Below are 19,859 nucleotides of genomic sequence, written 5' to 3'. Positions count from 1 at the left end.
GCACTCCTTAACAACAGGCCAGTTCAAAATCGAGACGTTCCGGCACGGTGCCATTTTCACTGTCCAGCGGCATAAAGCGAATCGCAAAGCGGCTCTTATGCCCGGAAATCTGTGGGTAAAGCTGTTCGCCAAGAGACAGATTGAGACGCAGAAGATCGGCATCATCACCGTTATCCTGGAAGAAACCATTCAGGCTGGTTTGCTTGCGGAACGGTGCAGAGTTACGAATCAGATCGAGGATCAGCGACAGCGTCTGGTGCATCGGCTCCAGGCTTGCCAGCCAGCTGTTCACCTGCGCGTCACGCTGCGGCTGTGGCATATGTAGCCACATATGCAGCGTCGGCAGGTCGAAGCTACAGCAGCCGCCAGGGATGCTCAGACGTTGGCGCACCAGGCCAATCAGGCGGTCTTCACGCAAAAACTGCCCGACGCGCGGCGCGGCCATCAGGATGCTGCTGCTGGTTTTAAGCTGCTGACGAAGGGAATCGATACGGCTTACATCCACCCCGGGGACCTCAGCCCATGCCTGTAATTTACGCTGCTGGCGCTCCAGCTCTTTGAGTAATTCTGTGCGGACATCGCCGCGTTCAATCACATCCAGCAGATCGCCTACGTTGCGGAAGAAGTGCAGCGCCGTAGCGTGATCGTTAACCGGCAGATGTTGTGAAAGCTGCTGAATGAGGAATTCGATGCGCAGCCAGGTGCGCATTTTTTCGTTGAGCGGATGCTCAAAAAGGATGTGTGTCGACATTATGGTTTTTCCTGTGCAACGGCCTGCGCGGCAAACGTCAGATACTGCGCGTGCAGACGGGCAACATCCGATGCAATGGCATCTGGTGCGCCGTTATTATCAATGACATCATCCGCCACGGCAAGGCGCTGAGCGCGCGTAGCCTGAGCGGCAAGAATGTGTTCAGCATGCTTCCGCGAGACATGGTCGCGCGTCATGGTTCGCTGGATTTGCGTTTCGGGAGAGACATCAATCACCAGCACCCGATCGGCTTTCTTCTGCAGCTGATTTTCAACCAGTAGCGGAACCACCCATAAGACATAGGGCGAGTGGGCCGCGGCGATCTGACGCTGAGTTTCCAGGTGGATGATGGGGTGGAGAAGGCTATTAAGCCAGGCTTTTTCGGCGGAATCGGAAAAAATGCATTCGCGAAGCTGACGGCGATTCAGTGTGCCATCGGCATTGATGATGGCCTGACCAAAATGTTCTGCAATGGCCTTTAGCGCGGGTGTATTGGGCTCTACCACCTGGCGGGCAATGATATCGGCATCGATAATCGTGATACCCAAACGAGAGAAAGCGTCCGCAACGGTACTTTTGCCACTACCGATGCCGCCGGTTAATGCGACGATATACCCCATTAAATCAAATCCTGGGAATTATTCATTTTTAAAATCAGTTGATTAAAATTCTTACGTGCGCCAGCCACTGTTTAGCCCCGTTTACCGGCTTTTTACCAGGTAAATTTATAGGATTGTAGCGTAAAAAAAGAGAATTTCGCAGTCTTGCGGAGCAGGTATTAGTGCGTATGATAACGTCACTGGAGTTGTGCTTTTAACATATTTGCCTCTAACCCCAGGAATCCGCACATGCGTATCGAAGAAGATCTGAAGTTAGGTTTCAAAGACGTTCTTATCCGCCCTAAACGCTCTACACTGAAAAGTCGCTCAGACGTTGAACTCGAACGTCAATTCACCTTTAAGCATTCCGGTCAGACCTGGTCTGGCGTGCCGATCATCGCTGCCAACATGGATACTGTGGGAACCTTTGAGATGGCAACCGCCCTGGCACAGTTCGACATTCTCACCGCCGTGCACAAACATTACAGCCCTGAAGAGTGGAATGCGTTCGTTGCGTCCGCGTCTGCTGACGTGGTGAAGCATGTGATGGTCTCTACCGGCACCTCCGATGCGGATTTCGAGAAGACCAAACAGATCCTGAAGGCTAACCCGGCACTCAACTTCGTTTGCATTGATGTGGCGAATGGTTACTCCGAGCACTTCGTGCAGTTCGTCAGCAAGGCGCGCGAGGCCTGGCCGACGAAAACCATCATCGCGGGCAACGTGGTGACCGGTGAAATGTGTGAAGAGCTGATCCTCTCCGGTGCAGATATCGTGAAAGTAGGTATTGGCCCGGGCTCCGTATGCACCACACGCGTCAAAACCGGCGTCGGTTATCCGCAGCTCTCCGCCGTCATTGAATGTGCCGACGCGGCGCACGGGCTCGGCGGCCAGATCATCAGCGACGGCGGTTGCACCATGCCGGGTGATGTTGCGAAAGCCTTCGGTGGCGGTGCGGACTTCGTGATGCTCGGCGGTATGCTGGCAGGCCACGAAGAGAGCGGTGGTACCGTGGTTGAAGAGAACGGCGAGAAATTTATGCTGTTCTACGGCATGAGCTCTGAATCCGCGATGACCCGTCACGTCGGTGGCGTGGCAAAATACCGTGCGGCAGAAGGCAAAACCGTGAAGCTGCCTCTGCGCGGCCCGGTTGAATACACCGCGCGCGATATCCTCGGCGGCCTGCGCTCGGCCTGCACCTACGTTGGGGCATCCCGCCTGAAAGAGCTGACGAAACGTACAACGTTTATTCGCGTTCAGGAACAGGAAAACCGCGTATTCAATAGCCTGTAATGGTTTTCGCTGGCGCATGCCCATGCGCCAGCACTGTTTTGCGCTAACCCGCGCTCATCGCATCCCCCAGATGGAAAATCGGCAGGTACATTGCCACCACCAGCGTACCGATAATGACCCCCGTCACAATCAGAAGCACTGGCTCGAGAAGTGCCGCCAGGCTATCTGCCCGTTGAAAGGTCTGTTCCGTGTGATGTCGGGCGAGGTTTGCCAGCATGATGTCCAGCGCACCTGACATTTCGCCGGTTCGTAAAAGCTGAATGCACAGCGGGGTAAAGATGGCCGCTTTCTGAAAGGATGACCAGACGGGGAGGCCTTTTTCAATGTCCTCTCGCACGCCGCGAAGTATTCCCTGCCAGTACCGGCTCTCAACAGTTTCCTCTGCACTCGCCAGGCCCTGTAAAAAGGGGATGCCCGCCTGTTGCGTGAGTGACAGCACGGTAAAGATATGTCCCAGTTTTTGACCTTTTGCCAGTGCGCCCAACACGGGAGTTAGCATCAGGATGCGCTGCCAGCGAGGGTTCTGCCGCAGAGTCCAGGCGGTGGCTAAGGGCGCGAGTAACGCGGCGAACAACGCAAGGGCATATGACCGCATAAATGCGGCCATCCCCATGACCATTTGCGTCAGCAGCGGAAGCGGAGTGTTAAACGTTTTGTAGATCGCGGCAAACTCGGGCAAGACCAGGATGACCATCGCCAGCACCACGAGTACGGCCAGGGTCAGGACGATCGCCGGGTAGCGCAGCGCCTTTTTCACTTTCGCACTGAGCTGCTGCTGCGCTTTTTGCTGCTGCGCGAGCTGGCGACAGCACTCCTCCAGCTTCCCTGTGAGCTCACCGGTTTTCACCATCGAGACATGCAGTGGGCTAAAAACGGCTGGCCACTTTTTTAGCGACTCAGAAAAGGGGGCTCCCTCACTAAGCTCATCGGCAATGCTTTGCAGCAGCGCCTGCCACGGTTTTAACGGATGTTGTTCTGCCAGCATCTGCAGGCTGTGGGACAATGTCAGCCCGGCCTGCAGAAGCGTTGCGAGCTGGCGAAACATCTCGTAGCAGTGATGTGGCCGCCAGCGGTGTCGCTGAGCGCATCGGGTCAGCGTCAGAGGATGGAGGCCGCTGTGCATCAGCCTGGTGAAGGCGGCATTGCGGTCTGTGGCCCAGAGTGTCCCGCTTCGGGGGTCTCCTTCCTGGGTGAGCGCTCGCCAGCGCCAGAGCTGATTAGCAGCCATCCGGCATGCCCAGGACGCGCACCAGCTCTTCGATCGTGGTCATCCCCTGTTCGACGGCCATGCAGCCGTGCTCAAAAAGAGAAATCATTCCCGCCTGCCGGGCGCTCGCCTCTATCACTTCTGTTCCCGCCCCGCTGGTAATGGCCTTCCGCAGGGCATTGTCGATCGTGAGTACTTCAAAAATGGCCACACGGCCATAAAAACCGTGATAACAGCGCTCACAGCCGATGGGCTGCCAGCGTGGAAGCGGTCTGGACCATACGGCGTGCGGTAATTCAGCATGCTCGCTGGCTTCCCGGCGACAGTGCGGGCACAGACGCCGGACCAGCCGCTGGGCAATCACCATCGACAGCGCGGAAGATATCATCCAGCGCGCCACGCCCATCTGCTCCAGGCGAGTCAGGGCTTCCGTCGTCGAGTTGGTGTGCAGCGTTGATAGCACCAGGTGCCCGGTCTGGGCAGCATTAATGGCAATCCCTGCCGTTTCACCGTCACGAATTTCGCCGACCATAATGATGTCTGGATCCTGGCGTAGCAGCGCCCGCAGCACGCTCTGGAATGTTAAACCCGCCCGGGGATTAATCTGCGTCTGGTTTAATCCCGCAAGGGGGATCTCAATGGGATCCTCCACGCTACAGATGTTGACGTCAGGGGTGTTACGCGCCTGCAGCGCGCTATACAGCGTCACGGTTTTGCCGCTGCCGGTAGGGCCGGTAACCAGAATTAGCCCCTGCGGCTGGTGGAGGGCCTCATTAAAACAGGCCAGTTGTTCAGCACTCATGCCAAGCGCTTTTGGCTCAAGGGCCTGCTGAACCTGATGCAGGAGACGCAGCACAATTTTCTCGCCGCCGCTGCAGGGAAGCGTCGCGATCCGAAACGAGACCGGCGCGTTCGCCAGCTCAATCGTAAACTGACCGTCCTGTGGCAAACGACGCTCTGCAATATCCAGGTTACCCAGCACTTTTAAACGCGCGCTGAACTGGCTTGCCAGCGAGGCGGAAAGCGGAGGCTGGGGGCAAAGAACCCCGTCGATGCGTAAACGGATCTGGCACGCGTGCTCCATCGGTTCGATATGAATATCAGAGGCGCGCTGGTTGATTGCCTGCTGCAGCGTGTGGTTGAGGATATCTACCGTTGAGTGCGTTAGCGAAACAACGGGCAGATGGGATTGTGACGTTAGCTGTCGCTGTTTTTCCATGCGCTCAGCGCTCCAGCACTCAATATCAATTCGTTTCTGGGTGGCGAAACGCAGCGCCTCCATCAGTTCAGCCGCGGGGTTGCCTACAACGGCGATGCTGACCATGTCACTGTCGCTGTTGAGCAGCAGAGCGTGATGGCGCAGGCAAAGCGCCACGAGTTGATCGGTATTCATTTTCCGCTCCTCAGTTATTGTCGAAGCGGAAAACGTCTTCGCAGGCCTGCTTCAGGGCGCTGTCAGCACTGATGCTGCAGTCACGCGTCCAGCCCGTCATACCGTTGCCGTCGCTCCACCGTGGCGTCATGGTTACCGTCAGCCCGTTAAGACTCTCCTGTCCTGTTAAGGTCACGACCCCTTTCGCTACGCTCATTCCTGAAACGTAGCGTGTCGTGGTGGGGGAAGGGATGCCGTTGCTGCCGGCATCGCAGCTTTCCACACCACCGTGATCCAGCGCGCAAAGCTCGATGGCGGTGCGGTAGGGAACGAAGGTTTGCAGCATATCGGTCAGCGCCGCCTTGCGCAGGTAATTCTGATAGGCGGGGACGCCGATGGCGCTCAGAATCGCAATAATGCCAATGACCACCATCAGCTCAATGAGTGTGAAGCCTTGTTGTCTGTCCATATCTGCTCCTTATGCAAAGTGGCGCTACTTTGTCAGCGGGAAAGAACAGAAACGAGGGGCAAAAAAGGGAACGGGAAGGGGGCTTCAGAGAATTTATTCAGTATTGCAGGGAAGAGCAGCGGATCTGCGAGCGGGGCAGAAATTCCCCTCTCCGGGTGGAGAGGGGAGAATGCGTTATTTAAAGCGCATTGAGAGGTCGAGAGCGCGAACGTGTTTGGTTAGCGCACCGACGGAGATGTAATCCACGCCGGTTTCGGCGAATTCACGGATCGTTTCGAAAGTGACGTTCCCGGATACTTCAAGCTGAGCCCGGCCGTTTGTCAGTTTTACCGCCTCGCGCATCTGCTCTGTTTCGAAGTTATCGAGCATGATGATATCGGCCCCGGCCTTAATCGCCTGCTCCAGCTCGTCCAGGTTTTCGACTTCCACCTCAACCGGCACATCCGGGTGCAGCCAGAAGGCTTTCTCCACCGCCTGACGCACGGAGCCGGAGGCAATAATGTGGTTCTCTTTAATCAGGAAGGCGTCGGACAGGCCCAGACGATGGTTTGCGCCCCCGCCGCAGAGCACCGCATATTTCAGCGCGGTGCGCAGGCCCGGCAGCGTTTTGCGGGTATCCAGCAGCTGAGTGCGGGTACCGGCCAGCAGGTCAACGTAGCGACGCACTTCGCTGGCCACGCCTGAGAGCGTTTGTACAAAATTGAGCGCGGTACGTTCGCCGGTCAGCAAGACGCGGGAAGGTCCGTCCAGTTCGAACAGCGGCTGGTTGGCCTTGACTGCATCGCCGTCTTCCACGTGCCATGTTACCTGCACATCGTCGCCTGCCAGTTGAGTAAAGACCTCTTCAACCCAACGCTTGCCGCAAAAAACACCGTCTTCACGGGTGATGATGACCGCGTGGGAGCGCGTCTCTTTTGGCAATAATTGTGCGGTAATATCCTTTTCAGCATTAACGTCACCGCCCAGATCTTCTTTCAAAGCATGGGAGACGCTTGCCGGAATATCCATATTAATACGTTCCAGAAGCGCTTCACGTCGGTGGTCGGGGTTGTAGCGGCGAGGCGGCATGATAAAACTCCAAATTGGTAACGAATCATAATATTGAAACATGCTACTCTGAACCGAGTCATTGCACCATACAGAAGGAGTTCCAGCATGTTGTTAGAAAACGGATGGCTGGTGGATGCGCGGCATGTGCCCTCGCCGCACCACGATTACCGCCCGGAGGATGAAAAGCCCACACTGCTGGTGGTTCATAATATTAGTCTCCCGCCGGGTGAATTTGGCGGCCCGTGGATCGATGCGTTATTCACGGGAACGATTGATCCCGATGCTCATCCCTTTTTTGCTGAAATTGCGCATCTGCGCGTATCGGCTCACTGCCTGATTCGTCGCGATGGTGAAGTGGTTCAGTATGTTCCCTTTCATAAGCGCGCCTGGCATGCCGGGGTGTCGATGTATCACGGGCGCGAACGGTGCAACGATTTTTCTATCGGGATCGAACTGGAAGGCACGGATACGACGCCTTATACCGATTCACAGTATCAACAGCTAGCGGCCGTGACCCGCACGCTTATCGGACTCTACCCGGCTATCGCCGACAATATCACGGGGCACAGTGATATTGCCCCGGAGAGAAAAACCGATCCCGGCCGGCCTTTGACTGGCCCCGGTTTCGCGCCATGCTCACCGCGTCGTCAGAATAAGGAGATACCATGACGTTGTTTACCATGCTGCTGGTTATCATCGCTGAACGCCTGTTCAAGCTCGGCGAGCACTGGCATCTGGATCACCGGCTGGAGGTGTTTTTCCGCCGGATTAAGCACTTTTCCATGCTGCGCACGCTGCTGATGATGGCGGGCGTGATGGTCATTACGTTCCTGCTCCTGCGCTCGCTGCACGGACTCTTTTTCAACGTACCGCTGCTGGTGGTGTGGATCCTGCTTGGGGTGCTGTGCATTGGTGCGGGCAAGGTGCGTTTGCACTATCACGCCTACCTGAAAGCCGCCTCCCGTGACGATGCCCATGCGCGCGGTGCTATGGCGAGCGAGCTGACGATGATCCACGGCGTGCCGCCGGACTGCGACGAGCGCGAATTTCTGCGCGAGCTGCAGAACGCGCTGCTGTGGATTAACTTCCGTTACTACCTGGCGCCGCTGTTCTGGTTTGTGGTGGGCGGCCCGTGGGGACCGGTACTGCTGATGGGGTATGCGTTCCTGCGCGCCTGGCAGACCTGGCTTGCTCGTTATCTGACGCCGCATGAACGTTTGCTGTCCGGCATCGATGCCATCCTGCACGTGCTCGACTGGCTCCCGGTGCGTCTGGTGGGCGTGGTGTATGCGTTAATTGGTCATGGTGAGAAAGCGCTGCCCGCGTGGTTTGCTTCGCTGGCTGACCGCCATACGTCGCAGTACCAGGTGCTAACGCGTCTGGCGCAGTTCTCGCTGGCGCGTGAGCCGCATACCGACAAGATTGAAACACCAAAAGCCGCTGTCTCCATGGCGAAGAAAACGTCGTTTGTGGTGGTGGTGATCGTGGCACTGCTGACGATTTACGGCACGCTAGTGTAAGCCAGCGCGCCGCAAAGACTACAGCGTATCCGCGGGCGGGATGCCGAAATCAGGCATCCCGTTTTCATTCCAGCGGACGAGCTTCAGGCGAGTATGCCGGTTCGGATCGTACAGCGGATCGCCCTCAATTTCGGTGTAATTACGCGCGTGATACACCAGCACGTCTTCCCCTTCCTGCGTTTGCGTAAAGCTGTTGTGTCCCGGGCCGAACTGGCGGTTTTCATAGCTGGTAACGAACACCGGACGCGGGGATTTGTGCCAGTTTGCCGGGTTTTTCGGATCGGCATTCAGGTCTATCCACAGTAGCCCCATGCAGTAGTTCTCGTCGGTGGCGCTGGCGGAATAGCTGATAAACAGCTTATCGCCGTGAACCAGCACCGCCGGGCCTTCATTAACCCAAAATCCGCGACACTCCCAGTCATACTCCGGCTTGCTGAGCATCACCGGCTCGCCTTTTAGCGTCCACGGGTTCGCCATTTCGCACAGGTAAAGGTTGGAGTTCCCGGTGATATCCGGCGCTTTTTGCGCCCACAGATACCAGCGTTTTCCCTGATGCACAAAGGTGGTGGCGTCCAGGGCGAAGGTGTCGAAAGGCGTTTTTATCTGCCCTTTTTCCACCCACGCGCCGGTAAGCGGATCGTCGTCAGCACATTCAATGGCGAACATTCGGTGCTGGAACATCCCGAGCGCGTCGAGCGCCTGGGTGTGCGTCGCGGCAAAGTAGATGTACCACTTCCCGTCAATGTGGTGCAGTTCAGGTGCCCAAATGAGCTGGCTCATCGGGCCGGTCTCGGGTTTGCGCCAGACCACCACTTCTTCAGCATTACATAAGCCTTCCAGCGACGCTGCGCGGCGGACCGCCAGCCTGTCGTACTGCGGCACGGAGGCGATAAAATAGTACTGCCCCTCATGGCGTAAAATGTACGGGTCGGCACGTTGTTCGATAAACGGGTTTGGCCACTGATGCATTTGGCTCTCCTTATTTTGTCTCTGCGGCTTTTAGTTCCTGATAGTCGCTCAGTTCACGGTAATTGGTGCGACGTTTTTCCAGGTCTTCCTGAATGCGTTTCATCGTTTCACGGTCCACCTTCAGCAGACGTACCACGCCCGCGGTAATTAAGTATCCAATGCCGGGAATAACGGTAAAGAGCAGCACGATCCCGTTAATGGCGTCCGCGCTCTGCGCTTTCGCGCCCGCGTCATAACCGTACCAGGAGAGCAGGAAGCCGACCATCGCCCCGGCAATTGCCAGCCCCAGCTTGAGGAAGAAGATGTTGCCGGAGAAGCTGATGCCCGTGATGCGCTTCCCGGTCTTCCACTCGCCGTAGTCGTCCACGTCGGCCATCAGCGACCAGTGCAGCGGAGACGGGATCTGGTGCAGGATGTTCAGCAGGAAGTAGAGCACCACAATGGTGACGGTGGCTTTCGGGTCGAAGAAGTAGAAGGCGCAGGAGAAAATCGCCAGCACGATGTTGGTCCAGAAGAAGACCTTCAGCTTACACCAGCGGTCGGTCAGCACTTTTGCCAGCACGCTGCCGAGCATCATGCCGACCACGCCCAGGCTGATAAACAGCGTAGCGAAGTGGGTGCTCTGGCCCATCACCCAGGTGACGTAATACATGGTGGCCGCCATACGGATGAAGCCCGGGCAGACGTTGCAGAGCGTCAGCAGCAGAATGCGTACCCACTGGTCGTTCTTCCACACGTCTTTCAAATCGTTTTTCAACTCGTCGTTGGTCTGTACCGCCGGGCGCACGCGCTCGCGCACGGTGGCGAAGCAGAACAGGAACATGCAGGTGCCAATCAGCGCCAGCACGGTCATCGCCATCTGGTAGCCTTTGGCTTTGTTGTCCCCGCCAAACCAGTCGGCCATCGGCAGCAGCGTTAATGAGAGCAGCAGCGTGGCGATGCCGACCAGCACGAAGCGATACGACTGGCAGGCCACACGTTCTTTTGGATCGTTGGTGATCACCCCTCCTAAGGAGCAGTAGGGGATGTTGATTGCCGTATAGGTCAAAGAGAGCAGGAAGTAGGTGACAAACGCATAGATAACTTTGCTGTTATAGCTCCACTCCGGCGTGGTGAACATCAGGATGCTGAACAGCGCGTAGGGGAAGGCGATCCACAGCAGCCATGGACGAAACCGGCCATATTTACTGCGGGTACGGTCGGCAATCGCGCCCATGATCGGGTCCGTTACGGCGTCAATTACGCGGACGGACAGCAGCAGCACGCCGACCAGCGCAGGCGCGAGGCCAAAAATATCCGTATAAAAATAGTTAACAAACAGCATGATGGCGCCAAAGATAATGTTGCATCCGGCGTCGCCCATCCCATAGCCGATCTTTTCTTTTACTGACAGTGTGTTGTTATCCATCGACAGCTCTCCGGTTTACGGTATGGAGAGAATTATTCGCTGGCGAAGGGATATATGCGTTGCAGTATCAGGGCGGTGATATGGATAAATGCGCTGTGGGCGCGAAAGTGTGAGGGAGGTAACAACGCGCGGTACCCGTAAAAGCAGGTACCGCGGAGGGAGGCTTAGTGCGCCTTCATGGCATTACGGCTTTTCTGACTGAAGAGATAGCCCACGCCCAGGATCGCAATCCAGACCGGGATCAGGTAGACGGAAATCGCCATACCCGGCGTGATCAGCATGATCACCAGCACGGCCGCCATAAACAGCAGGCAGATCCAGTTACCCAGCGGATAGAGCAGGGCAGGGAAGCGCGTGGTGACGCCCTGCTGCTGTTTCGCGCGGCGGAACTTGATGTGTGCCAGGCTGATCATCGCCCAGTTGATGACCAGGGCAGAGACCACCAGCGCCATCAGCAGGCCAAAAGCCGATTCCGGTGCCATGTAGTTAATGAGCACGCACAGGGCGGTCACGATGGCGGAAACAATGATGGTATTCACCGGCACGCCGCGTTTATCAACGTTAAGCAGCATCTTCGGCGCGTTGCCCTGTTGGGCGAGGCCGAACAGCATACGGCTATTGCAGTATACGCAGCTGTTGTATACGGAGAGCGCTGCGGTCAGTACCACGATGTTCAGGGCGTTGGCGACAAAGGTGTCGCCCAGCTCGTGGAAGATCAGCACAAACGGGCTGGTGTCAGCGGTGACGCGCGTCCATGGCAGCAGGGAGAGCAGCACGGCCAGCGAGCCCACATAGAAGATCAGAATACGGTAGATAACCTGGTTAGTGGCTTTTGGAATGCTCTGCTCCGGGTTGTCGGCTTCAGCGGCGGTGATACCCACCAGCTCCAGACCGCCAAAGGAGAACATAATGATGGCCATCATCATCACCAGACCTGTCATGCCGTGAGGCAGGAAGCCACCCTGTTCCCAGAGGTTGCGCACGGTGGCCTGCGGTCCGCCGTTGCCGCTGAACAGCAGCCAGCCGCCAAAGATAATCATCGCCACCACGGCAATGACTTTGATGATGGCGAACCAGAACTCCATCTCACCGAACACTTTAACGTTGGTGAGGTTAATGGCGTTGATAATGACGAAGAAGGCCGCAGCAGAAGCCCAGGTTGGGATTTCGGGATACCAGAACTGAATGTATTTCCCGACGGCCGTCAGTTCGGCCATGGCAACCAGAACGTACAGCACCCAGTAGTTCCAGCCTGAGGCGAAACCGGCAAAGCTGCCCCAGTATTTATAGGCAAAGTGGCTGAAGGAGCCTGCGACCGGCTCTTCAACGACCATTTCGCCCAGCTGGCGCATGATCAGAAAAGCAATGAAACCCGCAATCGCGTAACCCAAAATAATACCCGGACCGGCAGACTGGATAACGGATGCGCTGCCCAGAAACAGGCCGGTACCTATCGCACCGCCCAGTGCGATGAGCTGAATATGGCGGTTTTTAAGCCCGCGCTTTAGCTGATCGCCGTGCTGTTGAGCTTCCATTTGAAACCTCGTGTGTGGTTGTTATGTTCACGCTGTGCGTGTGTAATTATGAAAATCCATATTCTGTATTTATTTCTTTACGGTTAACGAGACCGAAAAAAGCGGAGATGACTTCCGTAAGCGCAAGAATAGTGGTAAGCGCCTGCGAATGCACCTGCTTTATGAAGGGGTGATGACGACTTGAATAAAAAGAAAGCATTTGTAAATCGGCCCGCTCGTTGTTCCTAACCCAACCTATAGAATAGAAATGCGCCGTAAGTGGGCGAATTTTCATTATTTGCCTTGTTGAATCGCTTCAGATTGCAAAAACCCTCGTTTCATTATGGTTAAAACCCCCTCTTTAGGAGTAATCAACTCATTTGTGCAAAGTTACATTTCTGAAACGTTATTTCTGTAAGGTTGTTAAAATGTGCAGGGTTTACTGATTTCAATCAAAACCAATATGGACAGAAGGTGAATACTTTGTTACTTTAGCGATACGAAATAGAAATTGGTAAGACCAATTGACTCCGGGCAAAAAGGCGTAAGACAGGGAATATGGCCTACAGCAAAATTCGCCAACCAAAACTATCTGATGTGATTGAGCAGCAGCTGGAGTTTTTAATCCTCGAAGGGACTCTGCGCCCGGGTGAGAAACTTCCACCAGAACGCGAGCTGGCAAAACAGTTCGACGTTTCACGTCCCTCTCTGCGTGAGGCGATTCAACGTCTCGAAGCAAAGGGCTTGCTGCTTCGTCGCCAGGGCGGCGGAACCTTTGTGCAAAACAGCCTGTGGCAGAGCTTCAGCGATCCGCTGGTAGAACTTCTCTCTGACCACCCAGAATCCCAGTTTGACCTGCTTGAGACCCGTCACGCGCTTGAAGGGATTGCGGCCTATTACGCCGCCCTTCGCAGCACTGATGAAGATCGCGTGCGCATCCGCGAACTGCATCAGGCCATTGAACGGGCACAGCAGTCCGGCGATTTAGACGCCGAGTCCAGCGCCGTCGTCCAGTATCAAATCGCCGTCACCGAAGCGGCACACAATGTGGTGCTCCTCCATCTGCTACGCTGCATGGAGCCGATGCTGGCCCAGAACGTTCGTCAGAATTTTGAATTGTTGTATGCCCGTCGGGAGATGCTCCCACTGGTAAGCAACCATCGCACCCGAATATTCGAGGCGATAATGGCCGGGGAACCGGAGCAGGCGCGTGAAGCGTCGCACCGCCATCTGGCTTTCATTGAGGAAATCTTGCTGGACCGCAGCCGTGAACAATCGCGACGCGAACGTTCATTACGCCGCATACAGCAACGAAAGGATTAAGCGCCAGGTACTTTTAGAGCGCGGCAACTAAACGCAGAACCTGTCTTATTGTGTTCTTGCTCAAGAGCACAATGGGACAGGTTCCAGACAAATCAACGTATTAGATAGATAAGGAATACCCCCATGTCAGAACGTCTCCAAAATGACGTGGATCCGATCGAAACTCGCGACTGGCTACAGGCGATCGAATCGGTCATCCGTGAAGAAGGTGTTGAGCGCGCTCAGTATCTGATTGATCAGCTGCTTTCTGAAGCCCGCAAAGGCGGTGTGAAGGTTGCTTCAGGTGCAGGGGCTAGCAACTACGTAAACACGATTGCCGTCGAAGACGAACCGGAATACCCGGGCAATCTGGATCTGGAACGTCGTATCCGTTCTGCAATCCGCTGGAACGCCATCATGACCGTTCTGCGCGCCTCCAAGAAAGACCTGGAGCTGGGTGGCCACATGGCGTCCTTCCAGTCTTCTGCGACCGTTTACGAAGTGTGCTTCAACCACTTCTTCCGTGCAGCGAACGAGAAAGACGGCGGCGACCTGGTGTACTTCCAGGGCCACATCTCTCCGGGCATCTATGCACGTGCCTTCCTGGAAGGTCGTCTGACTGAAGAGCAGATGAACAACTTCCGTCAGGAAGTTCACGGTAAAGGTCTGTCTTCTTACCCGCACCCTAAACTGATGCCTGAATTCTGGCAGTTCCCGACCGTATCTATGGGTCTGGGCCCAATCGGTGCGATCTACCAGGCTAAATTCCTGAAGTATCTGGAACACCGTGGTCTGAAAGACACCTCTGAGCAGACCGTTTACGCCTTCCTGGGCGACGGCGAAATGGATGAGCCAGAATCTAAAGGTGCGATCACCATCGCAACCCGTGAGAAGCTGGACAACCTGTGCTTCATCATCAACTGTAACCTGCAGCGTCTGGATGGTCCGGTAACCGGCAACGGCAAGATCATCAACGAACTGGAAGGCATCTTCGCGGGTGCTGGCTGGAACGTGATCAAAGTCATGTGGGGCGGTCGTTGGGATGAACTGCTGCGTAAAGACACCAGCGGTAAACTGATCCAACTGATGAACGAAACCGTTGACGGTGACTACCAGACCTTCAAATCCAAAGACGGTGCCTACGTTCGTGAGCACTTCTTCGGCAAATACCCTGAAACCGCAGCCCTGGTTGCAGACTGGACTGATGAGCAGATCTGGGCCCTGAACCGCGGTGGTCACGATCCGAAGAAAGTCTACGCTGCACTGAAAAAAGCGCGTGAAACCAAAGGTAAAGCGACTGTAATCCTGGCCCACACCATCAAAGGTTACGGCATGGGTGATACCGCAGAAGGTAAAAACATCGCTCACCAGGTTAAGAAAATGAACATGGACGGCGTGCGTTATATCCGCGACCGTTTCAACGTTCCAGTGACCGATGAGCAGGTAGAAAACCTGTCTTACATCACCTTCCCGGAAGGGTCTGAAGAGCATAAGTACCTGCACGAACGTCGTCAGGCGCTGAAAGGCTACCTGCCAGCTCGTCAGCCAAACTTCACCGAGAAGCTGGAACTGCCAGCGCTGGAAGATTTCTCTCAGCTGCTGGAAGAGCAGAACAAAGAGATCTCTACAACTATCGCTTTCGTTCGTGCCCTGAACGTGATGCTGAAGAACAAGTCGATCAAAGATCGTCTGGTTCCAATCATCGCCGACGAAGCGCGTACTTTCGGTATGGAAGGTCTGTTCCGTCAGATCGGTATCTACAGCCCGAACGGCCAGCAGTACACCCCGCAGGACCGTGAGCAGGTTGCATACTACAAAGAAGACGAGAAAGGTCAGATCCTGCAGGAAGGTATCAACGAGCTGGGCGCAGGCGCATCCTGGCTGGCTGCTGCGACTTCTTACAGCACCAACAACCTGCCGATGATCCCGTTTTACATTTACTACTCCATGTTCGGGTTCCAGCGTATCGGCGACCTGTGCTGGCAGGCAGGCGACCAGCAGGCTCGCGGCTTCCTGGTAGGCGGTACTTCCGGTCGTACGACCCTGAACGGTGAAGGTCTGCAGCACGAAGATGGCCACAGCCACATTCAGTCTCTGACTATCCCTAACTGTATCTCTTACGACCCGTCTTACGCGTACGAAGTGGCAGTCATCATGCATGACGGTCTGCAGCGCATGTACGGTGAAGCGCAGGAGAACATTTACTACTACATCACCACCCTGAACGAAAACTACCACATGCCGGCAATGCCAGCAGGTGCCGAGGAAGGTATCCGTAAAGGTATCTACAAACTCGAAACCATTGAAGGTAGCAAAGGTAAAGTTCAGCTGCTGGGCTCCGGTTCTATCCTGCGTCACGTACGTGAAGCAGCGCAGATCCTGGCGAAAGACTACGGTGTCGGTTCCGATGTGTACTCTGTTACCTCCTTCACTGAGCTGGCGCGTGATGGCCAGGATTGTGAGCGCTGGAACATGCTGCACCCAATGGAAACCCCACGCGTTCCGTACATCGCTCAGGTGATGAACGACGCGCCAGCGGTGGCGTCTACTGACTATATGAAACTGTTCGCTGAGCAGGTTCGTACTTACGTTCCAGCTGATGATTATCGCGTTCTGGGTACTGACGGCTTCGGTCGTTCTGACAGCCGCGAAAACCTGCGTCACCACTTCGAAGTTGATGCTTCTTACGTGGTTGTAGCAGCACTGGGCGAACTGGCTAAACGTGGCGAAATCGATAAGAAAGTGGTTGCGGACGCAATCACCAAATTCAACATCGATGCAGAAAAAGTTAACCCGCGTCTGGCGTAAGAGGTAAAAGAATAATGGCTATCGAAATCAATGTACCGGACATCGGGGCTGATGAAGTTGAAATCACCGAGATCCTGGTCAAAGTTGGCGACAAAGTTGAAGCTGAACAGTCGCTGATCACCGTAGAAGGCGACAAAGCCTCTATGGAAGTCCCGTCTCCTCAGGCTGGCATCGTTAAAGAGATCAAAGTCTCTGTTGGCGATAAAACCGAGACTGGCAAACTGATCATGATTTTCGATTCCGCCGACGGTGCAGCAGCTGCTGCACCTGCGCAGGAAGAGAAGAAAGCCGCTCCGGCCGCCGCTGCTCCAGCAGCTGCCGCGAGCGCGAAAGAAGTGAACGTGCCTGACATCGGCGGTGACGAAGTTGAAGTCACTGAAATCCTGGTGAAAGTGGGCGACACCGTTGCGGCCGAGCAGTCACTGATCACCGTAGAAGGCGACAAAGCCTCTATGGAAGTGCCAGCGCCGTTCGCCGGTACCGTTAAAGAGATCAAGATCAACACCGGTGACAAAGTGTCTACTGGCTCCCTGATTATGGTCTTCGAAGTGGCGGGTGCAGAAGGCGCTGCCGCGCCTGCACAGGCCGCTGCTCCGGCTCCAGCCGCAGCACCAGCCGCTGCTGGCGGCGCGAAAGACGTTAACGTACCGGACATCGGCGGTGACGAAGTTGAAGTCACCGAAGTGATGGTGAAAGTGGGCGACAAAGTTGCCGCTGAACAGTCACTGATCACCGTTGAAGGCGACAAGGCTTCTATGGAAGTCCCTGCGCCGTTCGCGGGTACGGTTAAAGAGATCAAAATCAGCACCGGCGACAAAGTGTCTACCGGCTCTCTGATCATGGTCTTCGAAGTGGAAGGCGCTGCGCCTGCCGCAGCTCCGGCTGCCGCGGCTGCTCCAGCACCTGCTGCTGCGCCGGCTCAGGCTGCTAAACCAGCCGCTGCCCCTGCTGCTAAAGCAGAAAAATCTGAGTTCGCTGAAAACGACGCTTACGTCCACGCTACCCCGCTGATTCGTCGCCTGGCGCGCGAATTCGGTGTGAACCTGGCGAAAGTAAAAGGGACCGGCCGTAAGGGGCGTATCCTGCGCGAAGACGTTCAGACCTACGTGAAAGACGCGGTGAAACGTGCCGAAGCTGCACCAGCTGCAGCCGCTGGCGGCGGTATCCCGGGCATGCTGCCATGGCCGAAAGTGGACTTCAGCAAGTTCGGCGAAATCGAAGAAGTGGAGCTGGGCCGTATCCAGAAAATCTCTGGTGCGAACCTGAGCCGTAACTGGGTGATGATCCCGCACGTTACGCACTTTGATAAGACCGATATCACCGATCTGGAAACGTTCCGTAAACAGCAGAACGCCGAAGCCGAGAAGCGCAAACTGGACGTGAAATTCACCCCAGTGGTCTTCATCATGAAAGCGGTTGCTGCGGCTCTGGAACAGATGCCACGCTTCAACAGCTCCCTGTCCGAAGACGGTCAGAAGCTGACGCTGAAGAAATACATCAACATCGGTGTTGCGGTTGATACGCCAAATGGTCTGGTTGTTCCGGTCTTCAAAGACGTGAACAAGAAGAGCATTACCGAGCTGTCCCGTGAACTGACCGTGATCTCCAAGAAAGCGCGTGATGGTAAGCTGACTGCCGGCGAAATGCAGGGCGGCTGCTTCACTATCTCCAGCATCGGCGGCCTGGGTACTACCCACTTCGCGCCGATTGTGAACGCGCCGGAAGTGGCTATCCTCGGTGTGTCCAAGTCCGCGATGGAGCCGGTGTGGAATGGCAAAGAGTTCGTACCGCGTCTGATGATGCCAATCTCTCTGTCCTTCGACCACCGCGTAATCGACGGTGCTGATGGTGCGCGTTTCATCACCATCATCAACAACATGCTGAGCGACATTCGCCGCCTGGTGATGTAATCGAAAAGCCGGCCAGTCGGCCGGCTTTTTTCTGATAATCTCATGGGGTTTGTGAGGTTATTGGCGAAAGCGACAATTCGTGAGCCGTTTGTTGTTTCAAAATTGTTAACAATTTTGTAAACTGCGGGCGGATAGAACGACCCGGTGGACGACGGGTATAAATTAAGAGGTCATGATGAGCACAGAAATCAAAACTCAGGTCGTAGTACTTGGGGCAGGCCCGGCAGGTTACTCCGCAGCATTCCGCGCCGCGGATTTAGGTCTGGAAACCGTCATCGTAGAGCGTTACAGCACCCTCGGCGGTGTTTGTCTGAACGTCGGCTGTATCCCTTCTAAAGCGCTGCTGCACGTAGCGAAAGTTATCGAAGAAGCCAAAGCGCTGGCTGAACACGGTATCGTCTTCGGCGAGCCGAAAACCGACATCGACAAAATTCGTACCTGGAAAGAGAAAGTTATCACTCAGCTGACCGGCGGTCTGGCGGGTATGGCCAAAGGCCGTAAAGTGAAAGTGGTAAACGGTCTGGGTAAATTCACCGGTGCGAACACCCTGGAAGTGGAAGGCGAAAACGGCAAAACCGTGATCAACTTCGACAACGCGATCATCGCGGCAGGCTCTCGCCCAATCGAACTGCCATTCATTCCGCATGAAGATCCACGCGTGTGGGATTCCACCGATGCGCTGGAGCTGAAAACCGTTCCTAAGCGTCTGCTGGTTATGGGCGGCGGTATCATCGGTCTGGAAATGGGTACCGTGTACCATGCGCTGGGTTCAGAGATCGACGTGGTTGAAATGTTCGACCAGGTTATCCCGGCTGCCGACAAAGACATCGTTAAGGTCTTCACCAAACGCATCAGCAAGAAATTTAACCTGATGCTGGAAACCAAAGTGACTGCCGTTGAAGCGAAAGAAGACGGTATTTACGTTTCCATGGAAGGCAAAAAAGCCCCATCCGAACCACAGCGTTACGACGCCGTGCTGGTGGCTATCGGCCGTGTGCCGAACGGTAAAAACCTCGACGCGGGCAAAGCTGGCGTGGAAGTGGACGACCGTGGCTTTATCCGCGTTGACAAGCAGCTGCGCACTAACGTGCCGCACATCTTTGCAATCGGCGATATCGTCGGCCAGCCAATGCTGGCACACAAAGGTGTTCACGAAGGTCACGTTGCCGCTGAAGTTATCGCCGGCATGAAGCACTACTTCGATCCGAAAGTCATCCCATCTATCGCGTACACCGAGCCAGAAGTGGCATGGGTGGGTCTGACCGAGAAAGAAGCGAAAGAGAAAGGCATCAGCTACGAAACCGCCACCTTCCCGTGGGCTGCTTCTGGCCGTGCTATCGCTTCCGACTGCGCAGACGGTATGACCAAACTGATCTTCGACAAAGAGACTCACCGTGTAATCGGTGGTGCGATTGTCGGTACCAACGGCGGCGAGCTGCTGGGTGAAATCGGTCTGGCTATCGAAATGGGCTGTGACGCTGAAGACATCGCGCTGACCATCCACGCTCACCCGACTCTGCACGAGTCCGTGGGCCTGGCGGCAGAAGTGTTTGAAGGCAGCATCACCGACCTGCCAAACGCGAAAGCGAAGAAGAAATAAGTTTCTTCCCTGATTGCTAACGCCTCCTCTGGAGGCGTTTTTTTTTTTGCCTGAAAACTACCCATTATGGTAGGTAACTTATTGTTA

At 55.5% G+C, this 19,859-nt stretch carries 16 protein-coding genes and 1 pseudogene; 7 read left to right on the top strand and 10 right to left on the bottom strand.

The window, feature by feature from the left end; genetic code table 11:
• Positions 1-7: 7 nt before the first annotated feature.
• Positions 8-751 carry a cell division protein ZapD gene (zapD, locus tag OTG14_RS13750; protein ID WP_248165997.1) on the bottom strand — a complete coding sequence of 248 codons (744 nt, stop codon included), beginning with the start codon at positions 749-751 and terminating at the stop codon, positions 8-10.
• Positions 751-1,371, bottom strand: coding sequence for a dephospho-CoA kinase (gene coaE / locus OTG14_RS13745; protein ID WP_267215245.1), 621 nt, complete (start codon positions 1,369-1,371; stop codon positions 751-753). Before coaE ends, zapD begins: the two co-directional genes overlap by 1 nt.
• 228 nt (positions 1,372-1,599) lie before the next feature.
• Between coaE and OTG14_RS13740 the strand changes: the two genes are divergently transcribed.
• Positions 1,600-2,643 carry a GMP reductase gene (locus OTG14_RS13740; protein WP_024907468.1) on the top strand — a complete coding sequence of 348 codons (1,044 nt, stop codon included), beginning with the start codon at positions 1,600-1,602 and terminating at the stop codon, positions 2,641-2,643.
• Positions 2,644-2,686: 43 nt separating this feature from the next.
• Here OTG14_RS13740 and hofC read toward each other — a convergent pair whose 3' ends face one another.
• The 4 genes from hofC to nadC all read right to left on the bottom strand — a co-directional run bounded on the left by hofC (position 2,687) and on the right by nadC (position 6,759).
• A complete protein-coding gene (gene hofC, locus OTG14_RS13735) occupies positions 2,687-3,871 on the bottom strand; it encodes a protein transport protein HofC (protein ID WP_267215244.1) in 1,185 nt (394 codons plus the stop codon).
• Positions 3,861-5,243 (bottom strand): type II secretion system protein GspE, encoded by a 1,383-nt coding sequence (gspE, locus tag OTG14_RS13730; RefSeq protein ID WP_267215243.1) that lies wholly within the window; start codon positions 5,241-5,243, stop codon positions 3,861-3,863. The genes hofC and gspE overlap by 11 nt, the downstream gene beginning before the upstream one ends.
• A gap of 10 nt (positions 5,244-5,253) precedes the next feature.
• Positions 5,254-5,691: a prepilin peptidase-dependent pilin gene (gene ppdD, locus OTG14_RS13725; RefSeq protein ID WP_024907471.1), complete on the bottom strand. Its 438-nt coding sequence runs from the start codon at positions 5,689-5,691 to the stop codon at positions 5,254-5,256.
• Positions 5,692-5,865: 174 nt separating this feature from the next.
• A complete protein-coding gene (gene nadC, locus OTG14_RS13720; protein ID WP_024907472.1) occupies positions 5,866-6,759 on the bottom strand; it encodes a carboxylating nicotinate-nucleotide diphosphorylase in 894 nt (297 codons plus the stop codon).
• Positions 6,760-6,846: 87 nt separating this feature from the next.
• Here nadC and ampD point away from each other — a divergent pair.
• Both ampD and ampE read left to right on the top strand, forming a co-directional pair.
• A pseudogene (ampD, locus tag OTG14_RS13715) lies at positions 6,847-7,397 on the top strand (1,6-anhydro-N-acetylmuramyl-L-alanine amidase AmpD).
• Positions 7,398-7,406: 9 nt separating this feature from the next.
• Positions 7,407-8,261 (top strand): beta-lactamase regulator AmpE, encoded by an 855-nt coding sequence (gene ampE, locus OTG14_RS13710; RefSeq protein WP_048989638.1) that lies wholly within the window; start codon positions 7,407-7,409, stop codon positions 8,259-8,261.
• An 18-nt stretch (positions 8,262-8,279) separates the two neighbouring features.
• Here ampE and OTG14_RS13705 read toward each other — a convergent pair whose 3' ends face one another.
• From OTG14_RS13705 to OTG14_RS13690, 4 genes are all read right to left on the bottom strand, one after another.
• On the bottom strand, positions 8,280-9,230 hold the full coding sequence (locus OTG14_RS13705) for a glycoside hydrolase family 43 protein (RefSeq protein WP_061715961.1): 951 nt from the start codon (positions 9,228-9,230) through the stop codon (positions 8,280-8,282).
• 10 nt (positions 9,231-9,240) lie between these two features.
• Positions 9,241-10,638: a glycoside-pentoside-hexuronide (GPH):cation symporter gene (locus OTG14_RS13700; protein ID WP_061715960.1), complete on the bottom strand. Its 1,398-nt coding sequence runs from the start codon at positions 10,636-10,638 to the stop codon at positions 9,241-9,243.
• 164 nt (positions 10,639-10,802) lie between these two features.
• A complete protein-coding gene (gene aroP / locus OTG14_RS13695; protein ID WP_024907477.1) occupies positions 10,803-12,173 on the bottom strand; it encodes an aromatic amino acid transporter AroP in 1,371 nt (456 codons plus the stop codon).
• A 46-nt stretch (positions 12,174-12,219) separates the two neighbouring features.
• A complete protein-coding gene (locus OTG14_RS13690) occupies positions 12,220-12,447 on the bottom strand; it encodes a hypothetical protein (RefSeq protein ID WP_081112054.1) in 228 nt (75 codons plus the stop codon).
• Between the two features lie 263 nt (positions 12,448-12,710).
• Here OTG14_RS13690 and pdhR point away from each other — a divergent pair, with 263 nt between their 5' ends.
• From pdhR to lpdA, 4 genes are all read left to right on the top strand, one after another.
• Positions 12,711-13,475 (top strand): pyruvate dehydrogenase complex transcriptional repressor PdhR, encoded by a 765-nt coding sequence (gene pdhR / locus OTG14_RS13685; protein ID WP_014882565.1) that lies wholly within the window; start codon positions 12,711-12,713, stop codon positions 13,473-13,475.
• A gap of 123 nt (positions 13,476-13,598) precedes the next feature.
• A complete protein-coding gene (gene aceE, locus OTG14_RS13680; protein ID WP_024907478.1) occupies positions 13,599-16,262 on the top strand; it encodes a pyruvate dehydrogenase (acetyl-transferring), homodimeric type in 2,664 nt (887 codons plus the stop codon).
• A gap of 14 nt (positions 16,263-16,276) precedes the next feature.
• Positions 16,277-18,172 carry a pyruvate dehydrogenase complex dihydrolipoyllysine-residue acetyltransferase gene (gene aceF / locus OTG14_RS13675; RefSeq protein ID WP_267215242.1) on the top strand — a complete coding sequence of 632 codons (1,896 nt, stop codon included), beginning with the start codon at positions 16,277-16,279 and terminating at the stop codon, positions 18,170-18,172.
• Positions 18,173-18,347: 175 nt separating this feature from the next.
• Entirely contained in the window at positions 18,348-19,772 is a 1,425-nt protein-coding gene (gene lpdA / locus OTG14_RS13670) for a dihydrolipoyl dehydrogenase (protein ID WP_003856313.1), read from the top strand.
• Positions 19,773-19,859 lie beyond the last annotated feature (87 nt).

The organism is Enterobacter pseudoroggenkampii (assembly GCF_026420145.1).
In the GTDB taxonomy this organism is placed as follows: Bacteria; Pseudomonadota; Gammaproteobacteria; order Enterobacterales; family Enterobacteriaceae; genus Enterobacter; species Enterobacter pseudoroggenkampii.
The sequence above is the reverse complement of the archived record's forward strand: the minus strand, read 5'-3'. Positions and strand labels throughout refer to the sequence as shown.

Coding starts and splice junctions, on each gene's coding strand:
- OTG14_RS13740 (WP_024907468.1), top strand. CDS start 1,600: ATGCGTATCGAAGAAGATCTGAAGTTAGGTTTCAAAGACGTTCTTATC.
- aroP (WP_024907477.1), bottom strand. CDS start 12,173: ATGGAAGCTCAACAGCACGGCGATCAGCTAAAGCGCGGGCTTAAAAAC.
- aceF (WP_267215242.1), top strand. CDS start 16,277: ATGGCTATCGAAATCAATGTACCGGACATCGGGGCTGATGAAGTTGAA.
- zapD (WP_248165997.1), bottom strand. CDS start 751: ATGTCGACACACATCCTTTTTGAGCATCCGCTCAACGAAAAAATGCGC.
- hofC (WP_267215244.1), bottom strand. CDS start 3,871: ATGGCTGCTAATCAGCTCTGGCGCTGGCGAGCGCTCACCCAGGAAGGA.
- ampE (WP_048989638.1), top strand. CDS start 7,407: ATGACGTTGTTTACCATGCTGCTGGTTATCATCGCTGAACGCCTGTTC.
- coaE (WP_267215245.1), bottom strand. CDS start 1,371: ATGGGGTATATCGTCGCATTAACCGGCGGCATCGGTAGTGGCAAAAGT.
- OTG14_RS13700 (WP_061715960.1), bottom strand. CDS start 10,638: ATGGATAACAACACACTGTCAGTAAAAGAAAAGATCGGCTATGGGATG.
- OTG14_RS13705 (WP_061715961.1), bottom strand. CDS start 9,230: ATGCATCAGTGGCCAAACCCGTTTATCGAACAACGTGCCGACCCGTAC.
- gspE (WP_267215243.1), bottom strand. CDS start 5,243: ATGAATACCGATCAACTCGTGGCGCTTTGCCTGCGCCATCACGCTCTG.
- lpdA (WP_003856313.1), top strand. CDS start 18,348: ATGAGCACAGAAATCAAAACTCAGGTCGTAGTACTTGGGGCAGGCCCG.
- aceE (WP_024907478.1), top strand. CDS start 13,599: ATGTCAGAACGTCTCCAAAATGACGTGGATCCGATCGAAACTCGCGAC.
- ppdD (WP_024907471.1), bottom strand. CDS start 5,691: ATGGACAGACAACAAGGCTTCACACTCATTGAGCTGATGGTGGTCATT.
- pdhR (WP_014882565.1), top strand. CDS start 12,711: ATGGCCTACAGCAAAATTCGCCAACCAAAACTATCTGATGTGATTGAG.
- nadC (WP_024907472.1), bottom strand. CDS start 6,759: ATGCCGCCTCGCCGCTACAACCCCGACCACCGACGTGAAGCGCTTCTG.
- OTG14_RS13690 (WP_081112054.1), bottom strand. CDS start 12,447: ATGAAAATTCGCCCACTTACGGCGCATTTCTATTCTATAGGTTGGGTT.